This window comes from Streptomyces sp. H39-S7 (assembly GCF_027158205.1).
Taxonomy (GTDB): Bacteria; Actinomycetota; Actinomycetes; order Streptomycetales; family Streptomycetaceae; genus Actinacidiphila.
In genome coordinates this window covers 57,192-82,882 of the sequence record NZ_JAPVLU010000038.1, presented here as the reverse complement: position 1 = coordinate 82,882, position 25,691 = coordinate 57,192, and the positions used below count along the sequence as shown (strand labels likewise).

Sequence of the window (25,691 nt, the reverse complement as noted above, 5' to 3'; positions counted from 1 at the left end):
GCGCCGTACCGTACGCGTTCCCCAGCCACCGCACAGCACGGACCGCCGGATTACCGCCCCGCACATGGCGGTGGCCCCGGGGACAGCGCGGGCGCCACGCCGACTCGGGACCGGGCGGGGGCCTGGGGAGCGCCCGAACCCGAGGTCCTGTCGGGTCACGCGGCGCCGGAACACCCCCGGCGCCGCCCCACCCGCTACCTCAGCACCGGCGACCGCTGTTCACGCAGTTCACCGCCTGCCGCATCAGACGGTCCGACATCGCTTCGACGAAGTCACCGTGGTCGGTGCCCGGCTTGTGCAGCTGCTCGGGGAAACTGTCCACGGCGATCCGCGCCCCCTGCGGAACGCTGTAGGTGACCCGCTCCACCAGGGCCGGAATCGCCTTGAACCCCTTGGCGCACGCACCATTGCGATCCGCGAACGCCACATGCGTCCGGTGGTTGGCACTGTCGATGTTCTTGCCGTCCCAGCAGCTCTGGAAGTTGAAGGTCCGGACCACGTCACTGCCCTGCGGGCAGATCGGATACTTGTCCTTCAGCTGACGGTTCTCGAAGCCGGTGCAGCTCCACGACGCGTTGGCATTGGCCGTCCCGTTCGTGAACGCCTTCGCGTCACCCGTGATGATCCGCAGGAACCGCGGCATCGCGGTGACCTTCGACACCGCACTGCCGTCCATCCGGATCGTGACGCTCTTGGGCTGCAGAATCGTGCCGACGTTGGCGTCCTGCCCACCACCCGGCGCGTTCACGTCCGGGCCCTGCCCACCGTTCTGCACCCGCAGCACCGGCCAGTAGTACGCCGACTGGTCACCGTTGCTGCACGTCGTGCCGGCCGCGGCCAGCGAGTCATTGGTGGAGAACGCGTCCGTGGTCTTGTTGCCCACGTAATCGTGCATGTGATGTGCGCCATTGCTCACACCCGGCGCGACGATCACATTGTCCGGATTCAGGTGCTTGTCCTCGTTACGGCCGCACTTCGAGGTGAACGAACCGGTCGACCCACCCGCACGCTGCCGCGGCTTCACCACGTTCGGCCGGACCTTCGTGATGTCGACGAAGTCCGCCCGCGACGGACCCTTGCCCTGCTTCTTCTTCTGGGCCTGCGCCGCCTGGTCCTGCACCGCCTGGTCCTGCCCGCCCTGCGCGTCCTGCGCGGCAGCGGCGTCCTCCTGACCGCCACCACCTGTGTCATCCGGCTTCACATCCGTGGCCTTCATCTCACAGGCACTCAACTCGTCCAACCCCGCGGGCGGCTCCGCCACCTGCCCGATCGCGTCGTCGATCTTCGCGATCGTGCCTTTGCGCTTCTGCTGCAGCTCACCGAGCGACGCGTCAACGTCCCACTGCCCCGCCGCCAGCTTCTTGTACGAATCCGCGACCTGCGCGTCCAGCTGCGCCAGATTCTTGTCGACCTCCGGCTTGGCCTCCTCGGGAACATCCCGCAACCGGTCCCCCACATCGGGACACGCGATCGTCTTCGCTCCCGCCTGCTGGGCCTGCTGGCCGGACTGCTGACCGCTCTGCGCCGCGTCCCGCCGCGAACCGCCGGCCGACGCGTTCGCCGCGACGAACGCGACCCCGCCCGCGCCCAGCACCAGCGCGGTGACCACCGCGATGGCCTTGTTCGGCAGGCGGGAACGTTTATGGTCTTTCTGACTCATGAGATCACTTCACTTCACTTCGTTGTTCCGGAGTCGAAGCGGAAGCCGTGACGGTGACCACGGGCTTCCCGGAGGGCGAGGCCCCGTCGGCGAGCGAGCCGAAATCGACCAGCCCGGATTCCTCGAGAACCGAGATGTGGTCCAGGACCACGGTGTTGGCCCGCGTGGCCAACGACCGCACCATCGAGTTGCGGGTCTGTCCCCGCACCTGCGCCACCAGCGCGAACACCTTCCCGTGCGCGCGCCGCAGCAGATTCGCGAACAATTGGTCGTATTCAGCGCCCTGAGCGGCGTCCATCTGGGCCAGCCAGCCCCGCTGATCCGCGTTCGGCTGATTCGGCAGATCGATGTGGAGCGCCTGGCCCACCTGGAGCACCCGAGCATCCAACTCGGCATGCCCGTCGATGAGGTGCAGGCCCGCGGTCCTGATCGATTCCTGCGTACCGCGCTGCTGCGCCTGGTGCCCGGCGGGGCCCTCCCACAGCCCGGCCAGCCGCACTTTCCGGACGAAATCCCGGTCGGTCGGCGTCAGCGGCCCGTACTGCGTGTTCACGATCCCCAGTCCGTCATCCGTGATCGCGGGGGCGGCCGCCGCGGAGGCCTGGCCGCCGAACTTCTGCAGGGGGATCAGCAACGCCACGAGCGTCACCGCGAGAGCGCCGATGACCAGGACGGTTCCGGTGGTGTACCGGAAACCGACGGACGCGCTGAGGGCGGATCGCCGGACGATTGTCCGCACAGTGCCTCCTTGCCGCTTGCCGGGAGGGGGCCAACGCGGAGGGTCCGCACCGACATGCGGCGGCCACCACCTTCCCGGGGTGCCACCGGACGCTAGTGCCGGATGTGCCACTTCGGTTGAGGGATCATCACCATTGGATAAACATCGGAGTGGCACCCGCGAGACCTGCTACGGTGCCGTACCCACGGGTGAACAGTTCCCGGTGGCGGTGCCAACACGCCCCGGACACCCCTGATCACGCCCACGAGCACGCCCTGAACACGGCAGACCGGTGAGAACGGCGACCACCAGGATCACCGCTCCCACCGGCCGAGGACACCGGGCCTCCCCACTCAGCTCCGCAGGTATCAGCTCTGCGTGTAGGTGAAGTGCGGAGTGTCGTACTGCGGACCGTTCTTCTCGTAGGTGAACCAGTAGGAGACGACCGAGCCCGCGGAGAGCTGACCGACCGTCTGCGTCCAGGTCCCCGCGCTGTTGGCCATCCGGAAGTTCTGCTGACCCGCGCCGTTCACCAGATAGTGCACGTCCACGTACTGCGCGGCCGTGGTCGGCGTGAAGGATATCCGCGCCTGAGTGGCACTGATCCGCGCGGCACTCGCCGAGTAGTCGGGCGAGGACGTGCCGCCCGTGGTGCCACCGGTCGTGCCGCCCGTGGTGGTGCCACCGGTGGTCGTCCCACCCGTGGTCGTCCCGCCCGTGGTGCCACCGGTCGTCGTACCGCCGCCGGTGGTGCCACCGCCATTGGTCCGGTAGACACCGAACCAGTCGATACTCATGCCGGCGCCCGAAGTGATGTCGGCCGAAGGCGACGTGCACCCGCAGACCTTGTCCGGATACGAACCACCGATCGCCACATCGAAGATAGCGAAGAACCCGTGGTCGACCGCCGCCTGCCACGTGGCGGTCGACACCTGGTTCTGATTGACCTGATACGTCACCTGGCCATCGAGCAGGAACCGCAGCTGCTCCGCCGCGGTGTTGGTACGATCCACGATCACCGAGTAGGTGTGGAACCCGGTCTGGCAACCGCCACACGCCTGCAGACCACTGCTGATGCCGTCCGGGTCATGGCACTCCCCCGCCCAGGCACCGCAGTGGAACGTGGTCGAGTGCTGACTCAGCGCGTTGACGTCCTCCATGATGTCCAGCTCACCGATGCTCGGCCAGTTGGTCGCACCCACCGGGCGGGCCGCCGCGCCCATCGCCCAGAACGCCGGCCAGTACCCCAGCCCATGCGCCGGATTGGGCTGCTGGATGGACGCGCTGATCTGCAGCTGCCCCCCGGCCGGAGCCGCGAAGTCGGTGCGCTGGGTCTCGATCCGGCCGGAGGTCCAGTGCCCGGCCGCGTCCTTGATCGGCTTGATCACCAGGTGCCCCGAGCCGTCCTGGTAGACGTTGGCCGTCGAGTCGGTCGCCGTCTCCAGTTCCCCGGTGCCCCAGTTCCCGGCAGCCCCCGGGTAGTTGTAGCCGGTGCCGATGTCGTAGAGCCAGTCGGCCCGGTTCAGACCGGTCCCCGACGCGCCACTGAAGTCATCACTGAAGACCGTGGTCCACCCGGCCGGAGGAGCCGGCGCCGCAGCGGCCGACCCACCCGAGACGGACAGCCCCAGGGCGCCGGCGACCAGCAGGAGCAGAGCACTGAAAACGGTGAGCGGAACATGCCGCATGCGGCGCGCGGCCCCCGAAGCGGGGGCGGGCGGGTTGTTTCTTCTCATGGGCGGTCATGACCTTTCTGCGGAACTGCGCGAAGTACGAGATGTGCGGACGCGCTCGTGCACGCGGCACCGCACCGGATGACGGGTCCGCCCGGCCCGTCAGCTGAAGGGGTCGAGAAGGAGCGACGCCTGCTGCGGGCTGCCGTCGTGCACCAGTGACTCGTGGTGGCCGACGTCGTCGAAGGCGAACGCGTACGCGTTCCCGTCCGCCATCTGCGCGTGGATGAAGCGCGCGTAGTGGTTGGTCACCGCGTCCTGGTAGAAGCCCGCGGAGGACGTGTCGGGCTGGTTGGGGTTGGCGAGCAGCGTCGAGCGGTTGAACCCCGCGCACAAGGTGCGGGAGATCGGACCGCGCACCAGGTCGTTGGGGGCGTCCAGGCGCTTGTAGCAGCCGAAGACGCTGTCGGCGTCGGGCTTCTGGAAGCTGGTGACGACCGCCCCTGAGGTGTTGGTGAAGTTCATGACGTTGCCCGACACCCGGCCGAAGTACTTCGTGTTCGGCTGGTCGGTGAAGGGCGTCACGGTCAGCGTCGACGTCGAGTACTTCTGCCACACCCGGTTGATGTAGTCGTCCAGGACGCCACTGGGCAGCGCACCGGACTCGATACCGTGCCCCGGCGCCAGCGCCCGCAGCACCGAATTGTCGGGAGCCGTCTGGATCAGGCCCGCCCAGCCACCGGACTGGCCCCGCAGCGCGTTGAGGACGGCGTTGTAGCCACCGGGCTTCAGATGGCCCGTGGTCTGGCTGGCGCCTCCGGTGGACCGCACCGCGACCGCGTACGGCGCGGAGAACATGTCGACCTGAGTGCTGTTGATCCACAGCCCGCTGTCGTTGAGCGTGTACTCCGACCAGTTGAACAGGATGTTGCGGTTCGGGTCACTCGGGTTCTGCACCGCGGGCTGCACCAGACCGCCGGTGGCCAGTTTGAACACCAGCTTCTGACCGTAGGAGAAGTAGACCCGGCCGGAGAACTTCGGGATGCGGATCGTCACCGACTGGCCGGCGGCCGGTCCGGCGATGGAGGCGTCCGGCGCCGGGGTGGGGGGATTGCCGCCCGCCGGCCAGGCGTGGAACCCGCCGTTGGCGTCCGCCCAGCCCTGCTGCCCGCTCGACAGCTGGGTGCCCAGGTCGTAGATGTAGACGCTGCCGCCGCGGCCGGAGTTGTTGGTGATCGTCAGCGGGATGGTCCCGGGCACCGGCTCTCCGCCGCCCCCGCCGCCGGTCGTCCCGCCCGTGGTGCCGCCGCCGCCCTGGGTGTAGGTGAACTGCGGGGTGTCGTACTGCGGTCCGCTCTTCTCGTAGGTGAACCAGTAGGTGATGACCGAGCCCGTCGAGAGCTGGTCGACGGTGCGGGTCCACGTGCCCCCGCTGTTGGTCATCCGGAAGTTCTGCTGGCCCGCGGCGTTGACCTGGTAGTGCACGTCCACGTACAGCGCGGGGGTCGTGGGGGTGAAGGTGATCCGCGCCTGACCGGCGCTGGTGGCGGTGACGCTCTGGGTGTAGTCGGACGGTCCGGCCGCCGCGGTCCCCGCGACGGCGGTGAGGCCGACAAGGCCCGCGAGCACCAGAACGACGGCGGACACGAGCGCGGTCACACTGCGGCTCCAGCGCTGCCGGGGCCGATCACGGCGCGGAAGTGGGGTTCTGCGCATCGGAATCTGTTTCCCTTCTTCTGTTCATGAACCGAAAGGGAAGTACCTGATTCGCGGAGATCACGCCCGCATCTCCAACATGAGAGCGCTCTCAACCAACAGGACCGTGTTGGATTGTCAGCGCATGACGAGTGCGCGTCAAGAAGTTGAACGGGATTCGCCCGCCCGCCGGAGTTTTCCTTCATGGGCGGGAGCGGCAGGCCCACAGGGCTTGTTATTAAATGATTGTCATCGCACGAGCCTCGCGGCCTTAGCGACCGAGCAGCGAGAGGGCGGCGTCGACGGTGCCGAGCAGCGCCTGGGCGTCCGCTCCGCCGCGCGAGCGCAGGTTCACGCCGTAGGCGAGCAGCGCCAGCGCCTCGGCGGCGGCGTCCGTGGAGACGCCCGGGGCGAGCTGCCCCTGGCGGTCGGCCGCTTCGAGCTCCGCGCGCAGCGCGTCCCGCAGCAACCGGTGGTGTTCGTCCAGCAGGGCGCGGACCGCGGGGTCGCCGCCCTCGCTCCCGACATGGGCGTTGACGACCATGCAGCCCCACCCGGCGTACTCGCCGGAGCAGCGCGCCTCGATCAGGCCGCGGAAGAAGTCCCCTACGGCGGGCAGCCCCCGCCCGTCCTCCCCCAGTTCCCGGAACGCCGGCTGCGCGCGGTGGCGCAGGTAGCGGCGCAGGGCGGCGAGGTAGAGCTCCCGCTTGCCCCCGAAGGTGGTGTAGAGGCTGGATCGGCTGAGCCCCGTCGCCGTGGCGACGGCCTGGATCGACGCCTCCGCGCCGTGCTGCCAGAACAGCCGCTCGACCCGCTCCAGGGCCGCGTCCGGATCGAAGTGCTTGATGTCGGGCATCGCTCACCGCTCGCGAGTACTTGGAATGGTGATTCCAAGATAGCCCTTGACGCGCGAACCGTGCTGTCGTCATCCTGGAACGACTGTTCCAAGATCAATGCCGCACCCCACCCGACACCCAGAGGATGGCGCCCGTGAGCCTTCAGAACGAGTTGCGCGACCTGTACGAGAACGGCCACCGGAAACTGCCCGCCGACGCCCTCGAGGTCATGGACCGCGGCGGGGTGGAACTCGCCGCGTCCGGCCTGGCCGACCGCGCCCTGGGCCCGGGTGCCCAGGCCCCGCGCTTCACCCTTCCGGCAGCCGACGGCCGGCGGATCGCGCTGGACGGCCTGCTCGCCGAAGGCCCCGTGGTCCTCACCTTCTACCGCGGCGCGTGGTGCCCCTACTGCAACCTCGCCCTGCGCTCACTGCAACTGCGCCACGACGACATCACCGCCCGTGGCGCGCGGCTGGTCGCCGTCTCCCCGCAGATCCCGGACGAGTCCCTCTCCCTCACCGGGAAGGAGCAGCTCGCCTTCGACGTCCTCAGCGACATCGGCTCCGAGGTCGCCCAGCGGTTCGGCATCGCGTTCGACCTCTCCGGCGAACTGGGTGCGGTGTACGACCGGTTCGGTTTCGAACTCCAACGGGTCAACGGCGGCCACGCCCGCACCCTGCCGCTGCCCGCCACCTACGTCATCGACCGCTCCGGCGTCATCCGCTGGGCCTTCGTCAGGGCCGACTACACCCTGCGCGCCGAGCCCGCCGACATCCTGGCCGCACTCGACGCCCTGAACTGAGGCCACCCCGGGCGGGTGCCTGGAGTGGCGGGGCCGGATGATCACCCATAGCTTCGAACCGGCGGCCGCACGCCCTCTCGGGCGACGTATGCGTGCCGCCGTCGAACGTCCCTCGGATCCGTCGCCGAGCCCGGCGCCGCTATGGGTGGACCATCCTGGAGAGCGGGTCGGGGTCATGGCTGCACGACGGTTCCGTCAACTGATCGGCACTGCTGTCGGCGTCGCCGCCGTAGGACTGGTGGCGGCGCCTCCCGTACAGGCGGAGAGCGTGCTCCTCGTCGCCAAGGGGCAGTCGATCCAGCAAGCGGTCGACCGGGCGAAACCGGGGGACACGGTCCTCGTCCTGCCGGGCACCTACCAGGAGAGCGTTCGGATCACCGTCCCCGGCATCACGGTCCGCGGGTCCGGCGACCGAACGGTGATCACCCCTCCGGCCGCGACCACGGGCAACGCCTGCGCCGCGGGGGGCCACGGGATCTGCGTCACCGGAACGGCGGACCGGAAGGTCACCGATGTGACCGTCGAGTCGCTCACGGTCTCCGGGTTCCCCAAGAACGCGCTCACCGCCACCGACACCGACCGGCTGAACGTGCGGTTCGTGCTCGGCCGGAACAACGGCCAGTACGGGATCAGTGTCGAGAAGTCGACCAGGTCCCGGCTCTTCGGGAACCGGCTGCGCGACAACGGGCAGGCGGGCGTCTTCCTGGCGAACCTCACCACCGGCGAAGGCGGCGCCCTCGACACCGGTGGCGCGGTGATCAGCGGCAACGACTCCTCCGGGAACCGGATCGGCTTCGTGGCACGGCGGGTCCGCAACCTGACGTACGAGAACAACACGATGACCGGGAACTGCGCCGGTGTGTTCGTCGTCGGGGACGAGGGGACGCCGCGGGCCGGAGCGCTCAGCATCCGTCTCAACGAGATCGTCGCGAACAACAAGTTCTGCCCGGCGAACTCCCGGCTGCCGATCATCCAGGGCTCCGGGATCGTCCTGACCGGCGTGGAGAACACGACGGTGGAACTCAACAGGATCACCGACAACGTCGGATCCTCGCCGGTGTCCGGTGGCGTGGTGCTCTTCCCGAGCTTCACCGGCGGTCCCAACTCCGGCAACACCATCAAGGACAACACGGTCCTGCGCAACGGCCCAGCCGACCTGTCCGACCGGGACACCGGCCGCGGCAACACCTTCAGCGGAAACCACTGCCTGGTCTCGGCGCCGAAGGGCCACTGCTGACCTCGTGTTCCACCGTCCCGTGTCCCGACACCCTTGCGAACCCAGGAGAGGCAGCACATGACGACCACCACCCCACCGACCACGGCACCCGCGTCCGCCATCACTCCGCACGCCGGTATGCGCCTGCGGGAGATCGTGTTCGGCGCTGCCTGCGCCGCGGCCGTCCGCGCCGCGGCCCGGCTGCGGATCGCCGACGCGCTGGGTGAGACGCCGGCGACGGTCGAGGAACTGGCCCAGGACGTCAAGGCCGAGGCCAAGCCGCTGCGCCGGCTGCTCCGCGCGCTGGCGTGCTACGGCCTGTTCGAGGAGACGGAGGACGGCCGCTTCGCGCACACCGAGATGTCGCGGCTGCTGCGCGAGGACTCCCCCGACAGCCTCCGGTACATCTCGCTGTGGTGCACCGAGCCGTGGACGTGGCAGGCGTGGCCGCTGCTCGACGACGCGGTGCGGTCGGGCAAGGACGTCTTCCCCGACCTGTACGGCAAGAACTTCTTCGACTACCTCCACAACGACGCGGGCGAGTCGGCCGTGGTCTTCGACCGGGCGATGTCGTCGTCCAGCCGGCAGTCCGCCGAGGACCTCGCCGCGTACGTCGACCTCTCCGGAGTGACGAGCGTCGCGGACATCGGCGGCGGCCAGGGGCTGGCGCTCGCCTGTCTGCTGGAGAGGAACCCGGAAGTGAAGGGGACCCTGCTCGACCTCCCCAACGTGATCGCCAACGCGGACCCGCGGCTGCGGGACGGCGGCCCGCTGGCCGGGCGGGTCGACCTCATCGCGGGCGACTGCCGCGAGGAGATCCCCGTCCAGGCGGACCTCTACATCATCAAGAACATCCTGGAGTGGGACGACGCCAGCACCCGCGCCACCCTCCGCAACATCGTCAGGAACGCGCGCCCCGGCGCCCGGGTGCTGGTCGTCGAGAACCTGGTCGACGACAGCCCGTCGATGCGGTTCACCACCGCCATGGACCTGCTGCTGCTGCTGAACGTCGGGGGCGGCAAGCACTCCAAGGCGAGCATGGTCCTGCTGATGGAGGAAGCCGGGCTCGCGGTCGGGGAGATCCGGCCGGTCAACGCCTACCTGCACGCGTTCGAGGCCTTCGTCCCCGTCTAGAACGGGCGCCCGGAACGGTCACCGCGCAGCACACGAAAGCGCCACGCTCCCGAAGGAGCGTGGCGCTTTCGTGTGGTCGCCTCGCGGCTCAGCCGGCGTCGCTGCGCTCCCAGCGGTAGAACTCGCGGGCCATCGCATCCTTCGGCTCGCGCCAGGTGGCCGGGTCGTACGCCTGGACGTGCGGGGCGAGCCGGTCGCTGACGTCCCGGAACTCCGGGTGGCCCTTGTAGCGGGCCACTTCGGGGCCGGGCGGGCGGTCCGCCTCGATCAGGTGCAGGTACAGGTCGCCGAACTGGAACAGGCTGCGCCCGGTCACACCGATCAGGCGCGGCAGCTCCCCGCGGTCGGAGGCCGCGAACGTGTCGGCGATGTCGGGGGCGGCATCGGGCCTCATGCGGGCGACGATGAGAGAGCGGTGCATCGGAGGGGTCCTTTCGGGGTCGGAGCGGGGTCGGTCAGGCGACCCGGGCGTGCTGCTCGACCTGCTCGCGGATGCGTTCCATCTGGATCAGCGAGTTGCGGTTGATGTGGTCGGTCATGCCGGCGTCGTCGACCGGCGCGGTGGGCTTCATCTTGAAGTCCTGCAGCCAGCGCATCGACGTGCCGTCCGGCACCTCGCGGTACTCCCACCGGATGTTCATGTGCTCGAAGGGGCCGGTCTCGACCCGGCGGGCCCGCACGGTGAACGTCTTCCGGTCGGCCTCCCGCTCCGAGACCCAGCTCCAGACCGTGCCGTTCTCATCGGGGTGCATCGTCAGCCGGAAGGTGACGGTGTCACCCTGCCGCTCGAGCACGTCGACGGACGCGTACTCGCTGAACAGCTGCGGCCAGCGCTCGAGGTCGTTGGTGAGCTCCCAGGTGAGGTCCAGGGGCGCGGCGATCACGATCTGGTTGTCGGTACGTCCGGTCATGTCAGGCTCCGAGGGTGAGTTGGGCGTTGACGCTCTGCAGGAAGGAGTGCGGGGTCTTGCACGAGTCCGCTTCGTCGCCGATCTGCCGGCCGTAGCGGTTCTCGAGTTCGGAGACGATGCCGAGCAGGCCGAGGGAGTCGAGGTTGAACTCCTCGAAGGTCGCCTCGGGCCGGTTCGCCATCTCGCCGGGGTCGACGGACAGGCCGGCGCGGCCCTTCATCAGGGACGCGAGCTCGTCGAACGTGACAGGTCCGGTCATCACGGGTTTCTCCTTGGCTCGGGGGGCTCAGGGAACAGCGGTCGGGGGAAGGGGCGGCGGCCGGTGAGCCGCGGGGGTCAGCGCCGGTCGTCGGGAACGCGGCGCAGCACCAGCGCCGAGTTGCAGCCCATCAGGCCGCGGCTCAGGACGAGGGCGGTCCGGAGGTCGGCGGCGCGGGCCTCGCCGGTGACGACGTCAAGGTCGTGGCGCACCTCGGTGATGTTGGGGGTCGGGGGCACCACGCCGTGCTCCAGGGCGAGGACCGCGGCGGCCACGTCGAGCGCCGACGCCGCGGAGTAGGCCCGGCCGAAGCCGGTCTTCGGGGCGGTGACGGGGACGTTCGCGGCGTGCGGGCCGAGGGCGTCGGCGATGGCCAGTGCTTCGGCCTGGTCGGCCGCGGGCACGCCGAGGGCGTCGGCGAAGACCACGTCGATGTCCTCGCCGGAGCAGCCCGCCTCGTCCAGTGCGCCCTGGATCGCCCGTGCCAGGCCGGGGCGGGAGTGCTCCCAGCCCGCGGTCCCGGTGAAGGTGGCGGCGTGGCCGGCGACCACGGCCCGGACGGGGGCGCCGCGGCGGCGCGCCGCGGACTCCTCCTCGACGACGAACATCGCGCCGCCTTCCGCGGGCGAGAATCCGCAGGCGTCGTCGGTGAACGGCAGGTAGGCCCGGTGGGGGTCCTGCGCGAGGCTGAGCTCGGGGTAGCCGAGCTGGCAGACGACCGAGTAGGGGGCCAGTGGTGCCTCGGTGGCGCCGACGACGACGGCGTCGGTTCCGCGCCGGATCGTGCGGCAGGCGTGCCCGAACGCGTCGAGGCCGCCGGCCTCGTCGTTGGCGAGCACTCCGCAGGGGCCCTGGAAGCCGCCCCTGATGGAGATCTGACCGGTGCTCGCGGCGTAGAACCAGGCGATGGACTGGTAGGGCCCGACGAACTGCGGGCCGTGGCCCCACAGCTGCTGGAGTTCGCCCTGGCCGAACTCGCCACCGCCGGAGCCGGCCGCGGTCACCACGCCGATGGCGAAGGGCGATCGCGGGTCGGACTCCAACTGGGCGTCGCCGAGGGCGAGATCGGCCGCCGCCATCGCGAAGTGCGTGAAGCGGTCGGTCTGGACCAGGTAGCGGCCTTCGACGAGGAGTGCCGGGTCGAACCCGGAGACCTCGCCGGCGACCCGCAGCGGCAGGTCGGCGCAGCCTTCGCGGGTGACGGGGCCGAGCACCGAGACCCCCTGCTGGACCGCTTTCCAGAAGGCGTCGGTCCCCACGCCGTTGGGCGCGATGACGCCGAGGCCGGTCACCACGGTCCGCCGGCCGGCGGTGGACCGGTCGGGCGGTGTCCGCTTCACCCGGTCCGGTGATATCCGCTTCATGACGGGCTCCTCTCGGCGTGCCCGAGCACCACGGCGGACTGGAAGCCGCCGAAGCCGCTGCCCACCGACAGCACGGACCGCAGGGACGCGGTGCGCGCGGTCCTCGGCACGTAGTCGAGATCGCAGTCGGGGTCGGGGGTGTCGTAGTTCGCGGTCGGCGGCACCACGCCATGGGTCAGCGCCAGGGCGCAGGCGGCGAGTTCGATCGCCCCGATCGCGCCGAGGGAGTGCCCGACCATCGACTTGATCGAACTCATCGGAACGGTGTGCGCGTGCGCGCCCAGGGAGCGCTTGACCGCGGCCGTCTCGTGCCGGTCGTTCTGCAGGGTGCCCGAGCCGTGCGCGTTGACGTAGTCGATCTCGGTCCGGTCGACGCGGGCCTGGTCCAGCGCCCGGTCGATGGCGTGGGACATCTCCAGTCCCTCTTTGGTGAGACCGGTCATGTGGTAGGCGTTGCCGAACGTGGCGAAGCCGCGCAGCTCGCAGTAGATGCGGGCGCCGCGGCTGCGCGCGTGCTCCCACTCCTCCAGGAGCAGCACGGCGGCGCCCTCGCCCAGGACGAATCCGTCACGTTCGGCGTCGAAGGGGCGTGACGCGTGCGCGGGGTCGTCGTTGCGCGTCGAGGTCGCCTTGATGGCGTCGAAGCACGCCACCGTGATCGGGGAGATCGGCGAGTCCGCGGCTCCGGCGACGATCACGTCGGCCTTGCCGTCCTGGATGGCGTGGAAGGCGTGGCCCACCGCGTCCAGCCCGGAGGTGCAGCCCGTCGAGACCGTCTGGACCGGGCCCCGCGCGCCGAGGTCCTCGGCCACTTCCGAGGCCAGCGCGCTGGGTGAGAAGGCCCGGTGCAGATGCGGTCCGGCGCCCTCGGGCCGTACGTCCCAGCGCTCGCCCGACGCGCTGACCGCCACGTAGTCGTTCTCGAGCCGGGTCGTGCCGCCGACGGCGGAGCCGAGGGAGGCTCCGAACCGCCAGGGGTCCTGGGCGTCCGTGTCGAGCCCCGAGTCCCGGACCGCTTCGCGGGCGGCGACCAGCGCGAACTGGACATACCGGTCGGCGCGCCGCACGTGGTCCGGGTGCAGACCGCAGGCGGCGGCGTCGAAGTCGACCTCCGCGGCGATCCTGGAGCGGAAGCCCTCGGGGTCGAACAGCGTGATGCCCCGGGTCGCGGTACGCCCTGCGGTGAGCAGGTCCCAGAAGGCCGGAACCCCCACGCCGCCGGGGGCGACGACGCCCAGTCCGGTGACCGCCACCCGCCGGGTCACGTCCTCGCCCCCGCGGGGTCGGGGGGAGCGAGCACTCCGGCCTGGACGTGCGTGCTCTCCTCGGTGTCCACGTGGCCCAGTTCCGGGCGGGGCGCGAGCGGTCCCAGGTGGAAGACCATCCTGGCCTCGGCGCTGCCCACGTTGCGGAAGCGGTGCCGTACGTCGATGGGGATCAGCAGTCCCTGGTCGGGGCGGAGCTGGTGGCTGACGCCGTCCAGGTCCACTTCGAGCGATCCGCTGACGACGAAAACGAACTCCTCGGAGTACGGGTGGTAGTGCTCGGCGATCTTCTCGCCGGGCTGGATGATCGCCAGCCCCATGAAGCCGCTCGTGGCGCCCACGGAGGCGGGGGTGAGGACGGCGCGCAGATCGCCGCCGCGCCGGGTGTTGGGGCTGGTCTCGTCGAGGTGCACGATGCGTGCCTGCTGAGGTGTCATGGCCGCTCCTTGGTGGGTGCCGTCCGGCCGCGGAGCCGGACGGCAGGGGGGTTGTCAGACGGCCTGCGACCGGCGGTCGGTGATCAGGTCCATCGCCCGGGCGCCGTACGAGGGTTCACCGGCGGCGGACGGGTCGTGGGACATGCCGGGGTGGAGCAGCCGCTTCAGCTCGGCGGGCATGACGTCCGCGCGTTCGCGTGCCGGGGCGCGCCCCGGCGCCTCCGCCAGGTCGACGACGCGGACGAGGACGTCGTCGCGGTGGAAGACCGTGCTGCCCACCAGGCGCTGCCCGGGGTCCGCGGCGGAGGCCTCGTCCAGCTCGGCGAGCAGGCTGGCGGCGGCCTCGCCGCGGCCGGGCTTGACGGGGTAGAAGTACGCGCGGCGGGTGACGCCGTCGTCCGGGCCGGCTTCGGTGACGCCGGTCACGTGGGCGACGGCGGGGAGCGCGGCGCGGGCGAAGAAGGCACGGGCGGACGACCCGTCGGTGAGGTCGCGGGCCTCCTCCAGATGCGGGTTGATCGCTTCCTCGACGGCCCTGACCTCGGGCTGGGCGGCGACGTGCCGCAGCGCGTTGCCGAGGTCGCCCTGCACCTCGACAGCCCGCACGACGCGGTTGCCGTGCAGGAAGAGCGAGGTGCGGAGCAGCCGCGTGGTGTCGTCGACGCGGGCCTGGGGCGAGCGGTAGCCGGCCAGGATCTCGGCCACGGCCGGTTCGCTGCCGGGTTTGACGGTGAAGGTGATCGCGTGGCGCACGACGCCGCCCGAGCACAGCGGCGGTGCCGGCAGCGGGTCGAGCGCGGCGACGCGCGGGACGCCCGCCTTGGCGGGGCCCGGCCGGGCCGCACGGCGCTCCGGGCGGGGCGGGGCCAGCGGGTCGGGGGTCTCCCGGGCGATCACGAAGCGCAGGGACGTGGTGTCCCGGACGCAGCCGTGCAGCGGTTCGACCATCTCGCGGTGGGCCGCGCTCTCCACCCAGTCCAGGAAGGGCTCGCTGCTCTCCCATTCGCTGGTGATGAGCCACTGCGAGGAGTTCCCGAGCGACTGGCAGAGCTGGTCGCTGACGTGGCCCGGTACCCCGGCCACCTGGTGCCGGATCTCTTCGTACGCCTCCAGGAAGCGTTCCTGTCGGCCCTCGAGGACATCCAGCAGCAGCACGACGCGCAGTCGCGTCGCCTGCAGGGTGGCATCCGGTATACGCCGGTCGTCCAGAGTCGTCACCGTGATCGTTCCTCTCCGTCGGGGGTACGCGCCTTGCCCTGCGCATATGCGTCAGGCGTGTTCTGGCTACGGCCGATGCTCACATAGCGCCATGAATCGCGCACGGTACGTGAGGCGGCCGAGTGACTTGCCGGTCAACCGGCTCGCGATCGGGAAAGGAGGAACGCAGCCGGCGAACGACCGTCGCGAACCCGGGGCGGCTCCGGCCGGCACGACTGCTGGGAGACCTCATGACGTCGGAGATCGACGAACGCGTACCCGTCCTGATCGTGGGCGGCTCGCTGGTGGGGCTGTCCGCCTCGCTGTTCCTCGGCCGCCTCGGCATCGAGCACCTGCTCGTGGAGCGGCACGCGCAGACCTCGCACCACCCCCGCGGACGCGGCAACAACGTCCGCACGATGGAGCTGTTCAGGACGGCGGGGGTCGAACCGCTGATCCGTGAGGCCGCCTCCGTGCTGGCGGAGAATCACGGCATCCTGCAGGCCGACACCCTGACCGGCTCGGAGCAGGAATGGCTGTTCAAGCAGATCGACCCCGGTGGGGCGCTGGCGAAGTTCAGCCCGTCCGGCTGGTGCCTGTGCAGCCAGAACGATCTGGAGCCGGTACTGCTGCGCAGCGCCCGCGAGCTCGGCGGCGACCTCCGCTTCGGCACCGAACTCATCTGCGCCGAGCAGGACGCCGACGGTGTGACGGCGGTGGTCCGATCCCGCGAGACCGGCGAGGACCGGACGATCCGGGCGGACTACCTGATCGCCGCGGACGGGCCGCGCAGCCCGGTGCGCGAGCGGCTCGGCATCGCCATGACCGGGGCCGGCGACCTGTTCCACAACGTGAGCATCACCTTCCGGGCCAAGCGGCTGGCCGACGCGGTCGGCGACCGGCGGTTCATCGTCTGCTACCTGACCAATCCCGAGAGCCCCGGAGCCCTGCTGCCCGTCGACAACGACCAGAACTGGGTGTTCCACGCGCCCTGGCGCCCGGACGGCGGCGAGACGCTGGAGGACTTCACCGACCAGCGGTGCCAGGCCCTGATCCGCACCGCGGTCGGCGTGCCCGACCTCGAGGTGGAGGTCACCGGGAAAGCGCCGTGGCATGCCGCCGAACGGGTCGCCGAGCGCTACGGAGCCGGCCGGATCTTCCTGGCGGGCGACTCCGCGCACGAGATGTCCCCGACGGGCGCGTTCGGCTCCAACACCGGCATCCAGGACGCGCACAACCTCGCCTGGAAGCTCGCCGCGGTGCTGGGCGGCTGGGCGGGCCCCGGGCTGCTGGAGACGTACGACGCCGAGCGGCGGCCGGTGGCGCTGGCCACCGGCGCCCGCGCCTCGACCCGCTCCGCCGAACACCGCCACCCCGGGTACGACGTCAGCCCCGGCCCCGGCCGCAAGCCCGGCATGCTCGCGGTGGTCCTCGGCTACCGCTATGGGGAAGGCGCCGTCGTGGGCGCGGCCCAGGACCGGCCGGCCGTCCCGGAGGAGTTCAGTCCGCAGGCCGAGCCGGGTGGCCGGGCCCCGCACATGTGGCTGCGCCAGGAGGACGTCCGGCTCTCCACCCTCGACCTGTACGAGCGGACACCGGTGCTGCTCAGCGGCCCGGAGGGTGACGACTGGCACGGAGCCGGCCTGAGCATCGCCGGGCGCACCGGCATCCCGCTCGCCTGCTACCAGGTGGGTCCGGACGAGGACCACGACCTGGTGCCGGAGGAGGGCGCCGACTGGGCGCGACTGCACGGGACGGAGAACGACGGTGCCGTCCTGGTCCGCCCCGACGGGTTCATCGCGTGGCGGTCGCGGACCGCGGACCCGAACGCGGAGCGGACCCTGCGGGACGTGCTGGAGCAGGTGTTGGGCAGCGCCCCCGGCCATGGGTGACGGCCGCCGCGTCACCCATTGCGCCCACCCCGGTGGCACATCGAATGCATATGACTGACGGTGATGACGTCGCTACTGCGCTCCCCACGGCTGATCCCCTGTCGGCCGGCGCACCTCGCGGCGGAAGGATCCCTCCCATGCGCACTGCCCGCACCCTGCTCGCTGGAGCAACCCTCTCCGCAGTCCTGGCCATAGCCGCCCCGGCCGCCCACGCGGCCACGGGTGCCCACAACGCGTACGACCCGAGCGCTTCCTCCAGCGACGCCTGGTCCTCCACCGAGCAGGGCGCCAAGTCCGAGGACGGCTGGAAGAGCCAGGAAGCCAAGAAGGGCGCCAAGTCGGAGGAAGGCTGGAAGGGCAAGGAGGCCAAGAAGGACGCCAAGCCCGAGGAGGAGTACGCGGGCAAGGAGGCCAGGAAGCCGCACGGCGGCATGCACACCGGCGGTGGCGGCATGGCCCTGTCGGGTGGCGGCCTGGCGGCCGGCTCCGTCCTGCTCCTCGGTGGCCTCGGCGCCGGCGCCTTCGTCCTGCGCCGCCGCAACACCTCCGGCGGCCTCGCGGTCTGACCCGACGGTCCGGCGCAGCCGCCGGACCGCCCCGTCCCGTCGCCCGTACCCGGGCCGCACGGCCGAGAACCACCGCTGACGAAAGGCATCGCATGGCCAAGCAGCCTCCCCCGCCCAGCACTCCGGCGGCGAAGAGCACGCCGGACGGCGACAACTCGCCCCGCATCCTGGGCTGGGCCACCGGCGCGGCACTGCTCGGCGCCTTCCTCATCTTCAACTCCGTCGACGCGTCCGACGCCGCGCCGCCCCCCGCGGCGGTCGTGGCGCAGGCCACGGCCCACGCGGCGGCCCCACCCGTCGGCGCTCCCCCGCTGCCCGCCTCGCGCCCCACCCTGCTGACGATTCCCGCCATCGGTGTGAGCGCCCCCTTCACCCCGCTGCGCATCGGCACGTCGGGCAAGCTGGATCCCCCGCCGGCGAACGACAGCAACCTCGTCGGGTGGTACGAAGCCGGCCCCACACCGGGCGAGGCAGGCAACTCCATCGTCGCCGGCCATGTCGACACCGTGACCGGTCCTGCGGTGTTCTACCTCCTCGACATGGTCAAGCCGGGCAGCACCGCCGAGATCACCCGCGCCGACGGCGTCGTCGCGAAGTTCAAGGTCGACTCCGTCGAGGTCTTCTCCAAGGACCACTTCCCCGACCAGCGCGTCTACGCCGACACCCCCAACGCCCAGCTGCGCATCATCACCTGCGGCGGAACGTACGACCAGTCCAAGAAGGACTACACGGACAACATCGTCGTCTTCGCCCACCTGGACTCCTCCGGCCACCGCTGACCGTCCGTGCGGAGCCCGCCCGCGGCGGGGCCGCAAGCCGGTCGCGGTATCGTGCACCCGCGGGTCCACTGACCGGACACCGGCCCCGCGGTGTCGCCGCCGGCCCCTCACGCCCGGTGGTTCCGTCGCGTCGCAACCACCGGACGAGGGACGAGGTTCCAGGGATGACCGTCTACGAATCGGTCACGGACGCGATCGGCGGGACGCCGCTGTTCCGGCTGGCGCGGCTCGGCGAGGGCATCGCGACCCCCGTCTACGCGAAGGCGGAGTTCCTCAGCATCGGCGGCAGCGTCAAGGACCGTGCCGCGCTGTCGATGGTGCGGGAGGCCGAGCGGACGGGCGAGCTGAAACCGGGCGGCACGATCATCGAGGCGACGTCGGGGAACACCGGCATCGGGCTGGCCATCGTCGGACGCCGGCGCGGCTACCGGGTCGTGATCGGGATGTCCGAACGGGCCGCCCGGGAGAAGAGCGACATCCTGCGGGCCTACGGCGCCGAGGTCGTCCTCGCCCCGACCGCCCTGTCCAAGGACCATCCGGACCACCTCTTCCACGTCGTACGCCGGCTCGCTGAGGAGATCCCCGGCGCCTGGCTGGCGAACCAGTACGACAACCCGGCCAACCCGGACGCCCATGTGCTGACCACGGGACCGGAGATCTGGGAGCAGACCGGCGGGCGGGTCACGCACTTCGTGGCGGGCGTCGGCACCGGCGGCACCATCAGCGGCACCGGAGGCTTCCTGAAGGGGACCTCCGGCGGGCGGGTCACCGTCGTCGGCGCGGACCCGGAGGCGTCGGTGTACGCCGGCGGCGACGGCAGCGCCTACTTCGTGGAGAGCATCGGCCACTTCGTCCATCCGGAGACCTCGGAGGACGTCTGGCCCGAGTCGTACCACAGCGACGTGGTCGACACGTTCGAACGGGTACCGGACCGGGAGTCGTTGCTGACCGCGCGGCGGATGGCCCGCGAGGAGGGCCTGCTGGTGGGGCCGTCCTCCGGGACGGCGGTGGCCGCGGCGCTGCGGGTGGCACGGCGGGCGGGCCCCGACGACCTGGTCGTCGTCCTGCTGCCCGACTCGGGCCGCTCCTACCTGTCCTCGGCGCTCAGCGACGACTGGCTGCGGCAGCGCGGCTTCCTGGAGGAGCCGCGCCACAGCGACGACACGGAGCCGACGGTGCGCACGGTGCTGGACGGCGCCGCCGACCCCCGCACGGGCCTGGTCACCGTCGCTTCCACCGCGTCGCTGGGTGAGGCGCTGGACGTGCTGCGCACCGCGCGGGCCGACGTCGCCCCGGTGGTGCTCGCCCGTGCCGAGCGGCCGTTCGGCGTCAGCGCCGGAGAGATCATCGGCTCGGCCGAGGCCGCCGGACTCCGGGCGGCGCTCGACGCGGGAGCGCGCCCCGAGGAGCCGCTGCGCGACCACCTCGCCCCGGCACTGCCGGTCGTCGGCCTCGGCCAGCCGCTCTCCAGCGCGCTCGGCTGCCTCGACACCCCGCAGCGCCGCCACGACGCCGCCGTCGTCCTGCTCGACGGGCGCGCGGTCGGCCTGGTCGGCCGCAAGGCGCTGGAGGTCTGAGGGGCGGCTCGCTAGCTGCCGTCGTCCTGCGCCGACCAGGTCACCAGCGGCGGCCGTACCCTCCCGCACACCGGCCGGCCCTCGGCGGTCGTCAACCGCAGCCGTGCGGTGAGCCGGCCGCCGCGCACCGCCGCGTCCAGGGTCTCCGGCGGGATGTCGGCGAACATCAGCTTCGCCCGCCGCAGCATGTCGGTGACGCCCGCGGCGTCCACCGTGACCCAGGCCAGGAAGACGAACCGCCCGCCCAGCCGGTCCTGGATGCAGGGGCCTTCGAGTTCCGTCCCGCCGGCCGCCGGAACGGCGACGGCCTCCAGGGTCCAGCCCGCGGAAAGCGCGTCACCCCGGTGCAGGCCCGTCCACTCGCCCGGCCGGTCCTTGCGCTGCACCCCGATGTGCACATTGCCCGCGGCAGGGAAATCCGGGCCCGGCGCGACGGCGCGCCCGGGCAGGTCCGAGGCCTCGATGCGGATCTCCACACGGTCATCATCCCCCGCCGGGCCCGTCCTGGGCGTGTCCGTGAACTCCCCCCGCGCTTCGGCGTGTTCAACCCTCTTTCCCAGCAAGCTGGTTGGGGCGATTCCGGGGGCTACTTCTTGACCTCGAAGAAACGCGGTTGTAAACATCACCCCACCAGGAGAGCGCTATCACGCGGTTCCGGCTCCCTCACCCTCGTTCGTCTCGCACGCGAACCCGCAGTACCTGCTGGTCGCGGTGGGCTGGTAGGAACGCTCCGCGCTCGTCCGGGTGTGGCGGTCGCCGCGCCCGGACGGACCGCTCACAAGCCCTCCTCGGCGGCCAGCGTCCGCACCGTGGAGACCGTGTCCGCCTCGGCCGCGGTCTTGTCGTCGCGGTAGCGCAGCACGCGCGCGAAGCGCAGCGCGAGTCCCGCAGGATAGCGGGGGCTGCGCTGGAGGCCGTCGAAGGCGATCTCCACGACCAGTTCCGGCCGGACGTGCACGACGTAGCCGTCGCGGGTCTCCTCCCGGGCCAGCAGTTCGGCGGTCTGCCAGGTGAGCAGTTCGTCGGTCAGCCCCTTGAAGGTCTTGCCGAGCATCACCCAGGGGGCGGGATCGTCCTCCTCCCCGCGTGCGGCGAGGTGCAGATTGCTCAGCCATCCCTCGCGCCTGCCGTTGCCCCACTCGGCGGCCGTCACCACCAGGTCCAGGGTGTGCCGCGGCTTGACCTTGATCCATCCGGCGCCGCGCCGGCCCGCCGCGTACGGTGCGGCCGGGTCCTTGGCCACCACGCCCTCGTGACCGCGGGCCAGTGCCCCGCGGAAGAAGTCCGCGGCGTCGCCGGCGTCGGCGGTGACGGTCCGCGGCACCCGCAGCTCCGCGGGCACCACGTCGTCGAGCTCGGCCCAGCGGCGTTCGGCGGGCAGGTCGAGCAGGTCGGTGCCGTCGCGGTGCAGCAGGTCGAAGAAGAAGACGCTGAGCGGGACCTCCGCCCGCAGCCGCGCGGGATCCTGCTGCGAGGCGGTGCGGGCGGCGGTGACCTGGAACGGGCGGGGCCTGCCGTCCGGGCCCAGCGCGATGGCCTCGCCGTCGAGCACGGCCGTCCGCACGTCCAGCGCCCGCGCGGCCTCCACCACTTCCGGTACGCGGGAGGTGATGTCGTCCAGGCTCCGGGTGAACACCGATACCTCGTCGCCGTCCCGGTGCACCTGGACCCGGATGCCGTCGAGTTTCCACTCCAGCGCGGCGGGGCTCACCCGCTCCAGGGCGGCGGCGACGTCCGGGGCCGAGGCGGCGAGCATCGGCCGTACCGGGCGCCCGACCTCCAGCCCGAACGCGCGCAGCGCCTCCTTACCGCCCGTCATGGCGGCCGCGGCGACGGCGCGGGCGGAGCCGCGGAACATCAGCGCCCGGCGGACGTCCGCCGCGGGCACACCGGCCGCCTTGGCGACGGCGTCCGCCACGACCGCGTCCAGGGCTCCCTGCCGCAGCTCGCCGACGAGCACCGCGCTCAGGAACGTCTGCTCCTGGGCTGTGGCCCGGGCGAACAGCTCCTCCAGCAGCCGGCGCCGTTCGCCCTGCGAGCCCGGTCCGTGCACGGCGGCGAGTGCGGCCAGTACGTCCTGGGCCTCCCGTACGCCCAGCTCCGGTTCGGCGGCGGGCGGCGGCAGGTCGCGCAGCCCGGCGGGGCCGACCCCGATCCGCATGCGCCGGGACTCACCGGACAGCAGGGCCACGGCCGCGGGCAGCTCGTCGGGGCCCAGGTTCCCGAGGTACCCGGCCAGCAGGGCGATCTTCGCGTTGCGGGCCGGCTCGACGGCGAGGGCCTGGGAGGTGACGGCCAGTTCGTGAAGCAGCATGGGCGGGGGACTCCAGGGCTGGGGCGGCGAGGACTGCGGCTGGCCCATGCGTACCCGCTTTCCGCTCCGTCTCCCGGGGGGCGGCCCCGCCCGTCTCCCGGGGCGGCCTCGCCCGGGACCGGCCGCTCGCCTCAGCGCACCCCGCGCGGCCGGAACTGCACGCTGATCCGCGGCCCCACCGGCCGCGCCGTCTTGGGGATGGCGTGCTCCCAGGCGCGCTGGCAGCTGCCGCCCATGACGATGAGGTCGCCGTGCCCGAGCGGCACGCGCACCGCGGCCGGGCCGCCGCCGCGGGGCCGCAGCACCAGATTGCGCGGCGCCCCCACGGAGACGATCGCGACCATGGTGTCCTCGGTGCCGCCGCGGCCGATGGTGTCGCCGTGCCAGGCGACACCGTCGCGTCCGTCGCGGTAGAAGCAGAGCCCGGCCGTGGTGAACGGCTCGCCGAGCTCGGCGGCGTAGTGCGCGCTCAGGGCCGAGCGAGCCGCGTCGAGGGCCGGGTGCGGCAGGCGGTCGCGGTCACCGTAGAACGACAGCAGCCGCGGTACGTCCACCGTCCGCTCGTACATGACGCGCTTCTCGGCGTGCCACTCGACGTCCTCCGCCAGCGCTTCGAAGAGCGCGTCCGCCCCGACGAGCCACTGCGGAAGCACGTCGATCCAGGCGCCGAGCCCGATATCGGTGCGGCGCAGCCCGTCGAGGGGGCGCGGTGCGATCTCGTCCTCCTGGTCAAAGAGCGAGTTCTGCAGATGTACGGCCATGGGACCAGCCTACACATATTCGCACACCTGTACGATTGACGTGATCGGGAGCCCCCGCGGCCCCGTCAGACGACGCCCTGGGAGAGCATCGCGGAGGCCACCCGCTCGAAGCCCGCGATGTTGGCGCCGACGACGTAGTCGCCCGGGGCACCGAAGCGCTCGGCGGTGTCGTAGCAGGTGTCGTGGATACCCCGCATGATGGTCGCCAGCTCCTCCGCCGTGCGCTCGAACGACCACGACTCGCGGCTGGAGTTCTGCCGCATCTCCAGGGCACTGGTGGCGACGCCGCCCGCGTTGGCCGCCTTGCCGGGCCCGAAGGCGACTCCGGCGGCGCGCAGCAGCTTGACCGCGTCCGGGGTGGTGGGCATGTTGGCGCCCTCCGAGACGGCCTTCACCCCGTTGCGGATCAGCACGGCGGCCGCGTCCGCGTCGAGCTCGTTCTGGGTCGCCGACGGCAGGGCCACATCGGCGGGCACGTCCCACACCCGGCCGCCGGCCACGTAACGGGCCGAGATGCCGCGGCGGTCCGCGTAGTCGCTGACCCGGCCGCGCTCGACCTCCTTGATCCGCTGCAGCAGTTCGAGGTCGATGCCCTTCTCATCGACGACGTAGCCTCCGGAGTCGGAGCAGGTCAGGACGTTGGCGCCCAGAGCCTGGGCCTTCTCGATGGTGTAGATCGCGACGTTGCCCGATCCGGAGACCGTGACCTGCTGGCCGTCGAAGTCCTCGCCGCGCTTCTTCAGCATCTCGGCGGTGAACAGGACGTTGCCGTACCCGGTGGCCTGGGTGCGGGCCTGCGAGCCGCCCCACTCCAGCCCCTTGCCGGTCAGGACGCCCGCCTCCCAGCGGTTGGTGATGCGCTTGTACTGGCCGAAGAGGTAGCCGATCTCCCGGCCGCCGACGCCGATGTCGCCCGCCGGGACATCCGTGTGCTCGCCCAGGTGGCGGTGGAGTTCGGTCATGAAGGACTGACAGAAGCGCATCACCTCGGAGTCCGACCGGCCGCGCGGGTCGAAGTCGCTGCCGCCCTTGCCGCCGCCGATGTTCAGTCCGGTGAGGGCGTTCTTGAAGATCTGCTCGAAACCGAGGAACTTCACGATGCCCAGGTTCACCGAGGGGTGGAAGCGCAGACCGCCCTTGAACGGCCCCAGCGCGCTGTTGAACTCCACCCGGAATCCCCGGTTGACGTGGATCTCGCCCGAGTCGTCCTGCCACGGAACCCGGAACATCAGCTGCCGCTCCGGTTCGCAGATCCGCTCGACCAGCTTCGCCTCGGCGAACTCGGGACGCGCCGAGAGCAGCGGTGCGAGGGTCTCCAGCACCTCCTGTGTCGCCTGGTGGAACTCGGGCTCGCCCGGGTTCCGCTCGATCAGCTGGGCACGGAAGGAAGGCTTCATATCGGTTCCATTCAGGAGCGACTGCCGGGCGGGACACTGTGCGTTGTTCTACGGATACGGAGGGCTCGGCGTTCACGGCTGTCCCCGCCGGCCCCGTAGCGGTCGATGTTCACACCGGGCCCCGGACGTCCACAAGTGCCGCAGAGCGAATCAGGGGTCACCTCCCGGCAGTGTGGAGGGGACATCGACGACTTCCGCTCAAGGCCCTGTCCAGCGGCCCGGTTTCCCGCCGGTCGCTCCGGAGCCGCCGCGCCCGAACACGTCACCTACCGCCGGGTAGCTTCCGCGGTGATACTGACGGACATGACGACTTTGGCCCGCTGGGGCGGAACCAGCCGCTTCGCCGACCTCGGCGGGCGGGTCCACTGGGCCGACTTCGGGGGGCCGCCGGACGCGCCGCGGGTGGTCCTGGTGCACGGGCTCGGCGGCTCGCACCTCAACTGGTGCCTGCTCGCGCCCCTGCTGGCCCCCCGGCTGCGGGTGACCGCCGTGGACCTGGCCGGATTCGGGCTGACGGACCCGGCGGGCCGCGGCACGACGGTGCGGGACAACGCAGCCCTGCTGGACCGCTTCCTGCGGGAGGTCATCGGGGAGCCGGCGGTGCTGGTGGGCAACTCGATGGGCGGGATGATCGCGATCCTGCAGGCGGCGGCCGCTCCGGAGACGACCAGCGGACTCGTCCTCCTGGACCCCGCGCTGCCGATGCCGTTCGGCGCCCGGCCCGACCCGCTGGTCCTGTCGACGTTCCTGCTCTACTCCGTGCCCGTGGTCGGGGAGCAACTGTTCGCGCGGGCGCGGGCCTCCGGCACGGCCCGGCAGCAGGTGCGGCGGCTGCTCGCTCTCGTGTGCGCCGACCCGTCGGCGGTTCCCGAGGAGCTGGTCGGCGCCTCGGTCGAGCTGGTGGAGCACCGGGCGGGGGTGCCGGGACTGGACGCCGCCTTCCTGGCCGCCGCACGCTCACTGGTGCGGGTGAACGCGCGGCGGAACACGTACTGGTCGGCGATGCGGTCGCTGCGGATGCCGGTCTACCTGATGAGCGGGGAGCGGGACCGGCTGGTGCCGGTGAGGGCGGCCCGCGCGGCGGCCGCCCGCCATCCCGGCTGGCGCTTCGAGACGTTCCCCGGCGTCGGCCACGTCCCGCAGCTGGAGATACCGGGCGTCATCGCCGGGCGGCTGCTGGACTGGCTGGACGACGTCCTGCCGGCGGCCGGGGCGGCGAAGTGAGGACGGGCCCGGCC

The 25,691-nt window shown here is 71.6% G+C and carries 24 protein-coding genes; 8 read left to right on the top strand and 16 right to left on the bottom strand.

Annotation, left to right across the window (positions count from 1 at the left end; all coding sequences use genetic code 11):
• Nucleotides 1–199: 199 nt before the first annotated feature.
• From O3X23_RS30695 to O3X23_RS30675, 5 genes are all read right to left on the bottom strand, one after another.
• Nucleotides 200–1,660 carry a DUF1996 domain-containing protein gene (locus O3X23_RS30695; protein WP_269275283.1) on the bottom strand — a complete coding sequence of 487 codons (1,461 nt, stop codon included), beginning with the start codon at nucleotides 1,658–1,660 and terminating at the stop codon, nucleotides 200–202.
• Between the two features lie 4 nt (nucleotides 1,661–1,664).
• Nucleotides 1,665–2,309: a DUF4142 domain-containing protein gene (locus O3X23_RS30690; RefSeq protein WP_269275281.1), complete on the bottom strand. Its 645-nt coding sequence runs from the start codon at nucleotides 2,307–2,309 to the stop codon at nucleotides 1,665–1,667.
• 437 nt (nucleotides 2,310–2,746) lie between these two features.
• On the bottom strand, nucleotides 2,747–4,114 hold the full coding sequence (locus O3X23_RS30685; protein ID WP_269275279.1) for a glycoside hydrolase family 16 protein: 1,368 nt from the start codon (nucleotides 4,112–4,114) through the stop codon (nucleotides 2,747–2,749).
• 99 nt (nucleotides 4,115–4,213) lie between these two features.
• A complete protein-coding gene (locus tag O3X23_RS30680) occupies nucleotides 4,214–5,710 on the bottom strand; it encodes a glycoside hydrolase family 64 protein (RefSeq protein ID WP_269275275.1) in 1,497 nt (498 codons plus the stop codon).
• Nucleotides 5,711–6,017: 307 nt separating this feature from the next.
• Complete coding sequence (locus tag O3X23_RS30675; RefSeq protein ID WP_269275273.1) at nucleotides 6,018–6,602, bottom strand: TetR/AcrR family transcriptional regulator; 585 nt, start codon at nucleotides 6,600–6,602, stop codon at nucleotides 6,018–6,020.
• A 134-nt stretch (nucleotides 6,603–6,736) separates the two neighbouring features.
• Between O3X23_RS30675 and O3X23_RS30670 the strand changes: the two genes are divergently transcribed.
• The 3 genes from O3X23_RS30670 to O3X23_RS30660 all read left to right on the top strand — a co-directional run bounded on the left by O3X23_RS30670 (nucleotide 6,737) and on the right by O3X23_RS30660 (nucleotide 9,734).
• Nucleotides 6,737–7,384, top strand: coding sequence for a peroxiredoxin-like family protein (locus tag O3X23_RS30670; RefSeq protein WP_269275271.1), 648 nt, complete (start codon nucleotides 6,737–6,739; stop codon nucleotides 7,382–7,384).
• Between the two features lie 175 nt (nucleotides 7,385–7,559).
• Nucleotides 7,560–8,621 (top strand): right-handed parallel beta-helix repeat-containing protein, encoded by a 1,062-nt coding sequence (locus O3X23_RS30665; RefSeq protein ID WP_269275268.1) that lies wholly within the window; start codon nucleotides 7,560–7,562, stop codon nucleotides 8,619–8,621.
• A gap of 57 nt (nucleotides 8,622–8,678) precedes the next feature.
• On the top strand, nucleotides 8,679–9,734 hold the full coding sequence (locus tag O3X23_RS30660) for a methyltransferase (protein ID WP_269275266.1): 1,056 nt from the start codon (nucleotides 8,679–8,681) through the stop codon (nucleotides 9,732–9,734).
• Nucleotides 9,735–9,822: 88 nt separating this feature from the next.
• On the opposite strand, the gene O3X23_RS30655 is transcribed toward O3X23_RS30660, so the two are convergent.
• From O3X23_RS30655 to O3X23_RS30625, 7 genes are all read right to left on the bottom strand, one after another.
• A complete protein-coding gene (locus O3X23_RS30655; RefSeq protein ID WP_269275264.1) occupies nucleotides 9,823–10,155 on the bottom strand; it encodes a TcmI family type II polyketide cyclase in 333 nt (110 codons plus the stop codon).
• Between the two features lie 34 nt (nucleotides 10,156–10,189).
• Nucleotides 10,190–10,645, bottom strand: coding sequence for an SRPBCC family protein (locus O3X23_RS30650; protein ID WP_269275262.1), 456 nt, complete (start codon nucleotides 10,643–10,645; stop codon nucleotides 10,190–10,192).
• Between the two features lies 1 nt (nucleotide 10,646).
• Nucleotides 10,647–10,904, bottom strand: a complete 258-nt coding sequence (locus tag O3X23_RS30645) for an acyl carrier protein (RefSeq protein ID WP_269275260.1) — start codon at nucleotides 10,902–10,904, stop codon at nucleotides 10,647–10,649.
• Nucleotides 10,905–10,981: 77 nt separating this feature from the next.
• A complete protein-coding gene (locus O3X23_RS30640) occupies nucleotides 10,982–12,268 on the bottom strand; it encodes a beta-ketoacyl synthase N-terminal-like domain-containing protein (protein WP_269275258.1) in 1,287 nt (428 codons plus the stop codon).
• Entirely contained in the window at nucleotides 12,265–13,533 is a 1,269-nt protein-coding gene (locus tag O3X23_RS30635) for a beta-ketoacyl-[acyl-carrier-protein] synthase family protein (protein WP_269275255.1), read from the bottom strand. The genes O3X23_RS30640 and O3X23_RS30635 overlap by 4 nt, the downstream gene beginning before the upstream one ends.
• A complete protein-coding gene (locus O3X23_RS30630) occupies nucleotides 13,530–13,970 on the bottom strand; it encodes a cupin domain-containing protein (RefSeq protein WP_269275253.1) in 441 nt (146 codons plus the stop codon). The genes O3X23_RS30635 and O3X23_RS30630 overlap by 4 nt, the downstream gene beginning before the upstream one ends.
• A 54-nt stretch (nucleotides 13,971–14,024) precedes the next feature.
• A complete protein-coding gene (locus O3X23_RS30625) occupies nucleotides 14,025–15,188 on the bottom strand; it encodes a SchA/CurD-like domain-containing protein (protein ID WP_269275250.1) in 1,164 nt (387 codons plus the stop codon).
• A gap of 230 nt (nucleotides 15,189–15,418) precedes the next feature.
• On the opposite strand from O3X23_RS30625, the gene O3X23_RS30620 reads away from it, so the two are divergent.
• The 4 genes from O3X23_RS30620 to O3X23_RS30605 all read left to right on the top strand — a co-directional run bounded on the left by O3X23_RS30620 (nucleotide 15,419) and on the right by O3X23_RS30605 (nucleotide 19,981).
• Nucleotides 15,419–17,059: an FAD-dependent oxidoreductase gene (locus O3X23_RS30620; RefSeq protein ID WP_269275248.1), complete on the top strand. Its 1,641-nt coding sequence runs from the start codon at nucleotides 15,419–15,421 to the stop codon at nucleotides 17,057–17,059.
• 137 nt (nucleotides 17,060–17,196) lie between these two features.
• Nucleotides 17,197–17,625: a hypothetical protein gene (locus O3X23_RS30615; RefSeq protein ID WP_269275246.1), complete on the top strand. Its 429-nt coding sequence runs from the start codon at nucleotides 17,197–17,199 to the stop codon at nucleotides 17,623–17,625.
• Between the two features lie 92 nt (nucleotides 17,626–17,717).
• A complete protein-coding gene (locus O3X23_RS30610) occupies nucleotides 17,718–18,404 on the top strand; it encodes a class F sortase (RefSeq protein WP_269275244.1) in 687 nt (228 codons plus the stop codon).
• A 164-nt stretch (nucleotides 18,405–18,568) separates the two neighbouring features.
• On the top strand, nucleotides 18,569–19,981 hold the full coding sequence (locus tag O3X23_RS30605; protein ID WP_269275241.1) for a pyridoxal-phosphate dependent enzyme: 1,413 nt from the start codon (nucleotides 18,569–18,571) through the stop codon (nucleotides 19,979–19,981).
• Nucleotides 19,982–19,992: 11 nt separating this feature from the next.
• Here the strand turns inward: O3X23_RS30605 and O3X23_RS30600 are convergent, their stop codons facing one another.
• From O3X23_RS30600 to gdhA, 4 genes are all read right to left on the bottom strand, one after another.
• A complete protein-coding gene (locus O3X23_RS30600; protein ID WP_269275239.1) occupies nucleotides 19,993–20,457 on the bottom strand; it encodes a DUF5990 family protein in 465 nt (154 codons plus the stop codon).
• Between the two features lie 299 nt (nucleotides 20,458–20,756).
• Nucleotides 20,757–22,295, bottom strand: a complete 1,539-nt coding sequence (locus O3X23_RS30595; RefSeq protein ID WP_269275238.1) for an ATP-dependent DNA ligase — start codon at nucleotides 22,293–22,295, stop codon at nucleotides 20,757–20,759.
• A 131-nt stretch (nucleotides 22,296–22,426) separates the two neighbouring features.
• Nucleotides 22,427–23,056, bottom strand: coding sequence for an alpha-ketoglutarate-dependent dioxygenase AlkB (locus tag O3X23_RS30590; protein ID WP_269275236.1), 630 nt, complete (start codon nucleotides 23,054–23,056; stop codon nucleotides 22,427–22,429).
• Nucleotides 23,057–23,121: 65 nt separating this feature from the next.
• Nucleotides 23,122–24,453, bottom strand: coding sequence for an NADP-specific glutamate dehydrogenase (gene gdhA / locus O3X23_RS30585; RefSeq protein ID WP_269275234.1), 1,332 nt, complete (start codon nucleotides 24,451–24,453; stop codon nucleotides 23,122–23,124).
• 303 nt (nucleotides 24,454–24,756) lie between these two features.
• On the opposite strand from gdhA, the gene O3X23_RS30580 reads away from it, so the two are divergent.
• Nucleotides 24,757–25,677: an alpha/beta fold hydrolase gene (locus O3X23_RS30580; RefSeq protein WP_269275232.1), complete on the top strand. Its 921-nt coding sequence runs from the start codon at nucleotides 24,757–24,759 to the stop codon at nucleotides 25,675–25,677.
• Nucleotides 25,678–25,691: the final 14 nt, after the last annotated feature.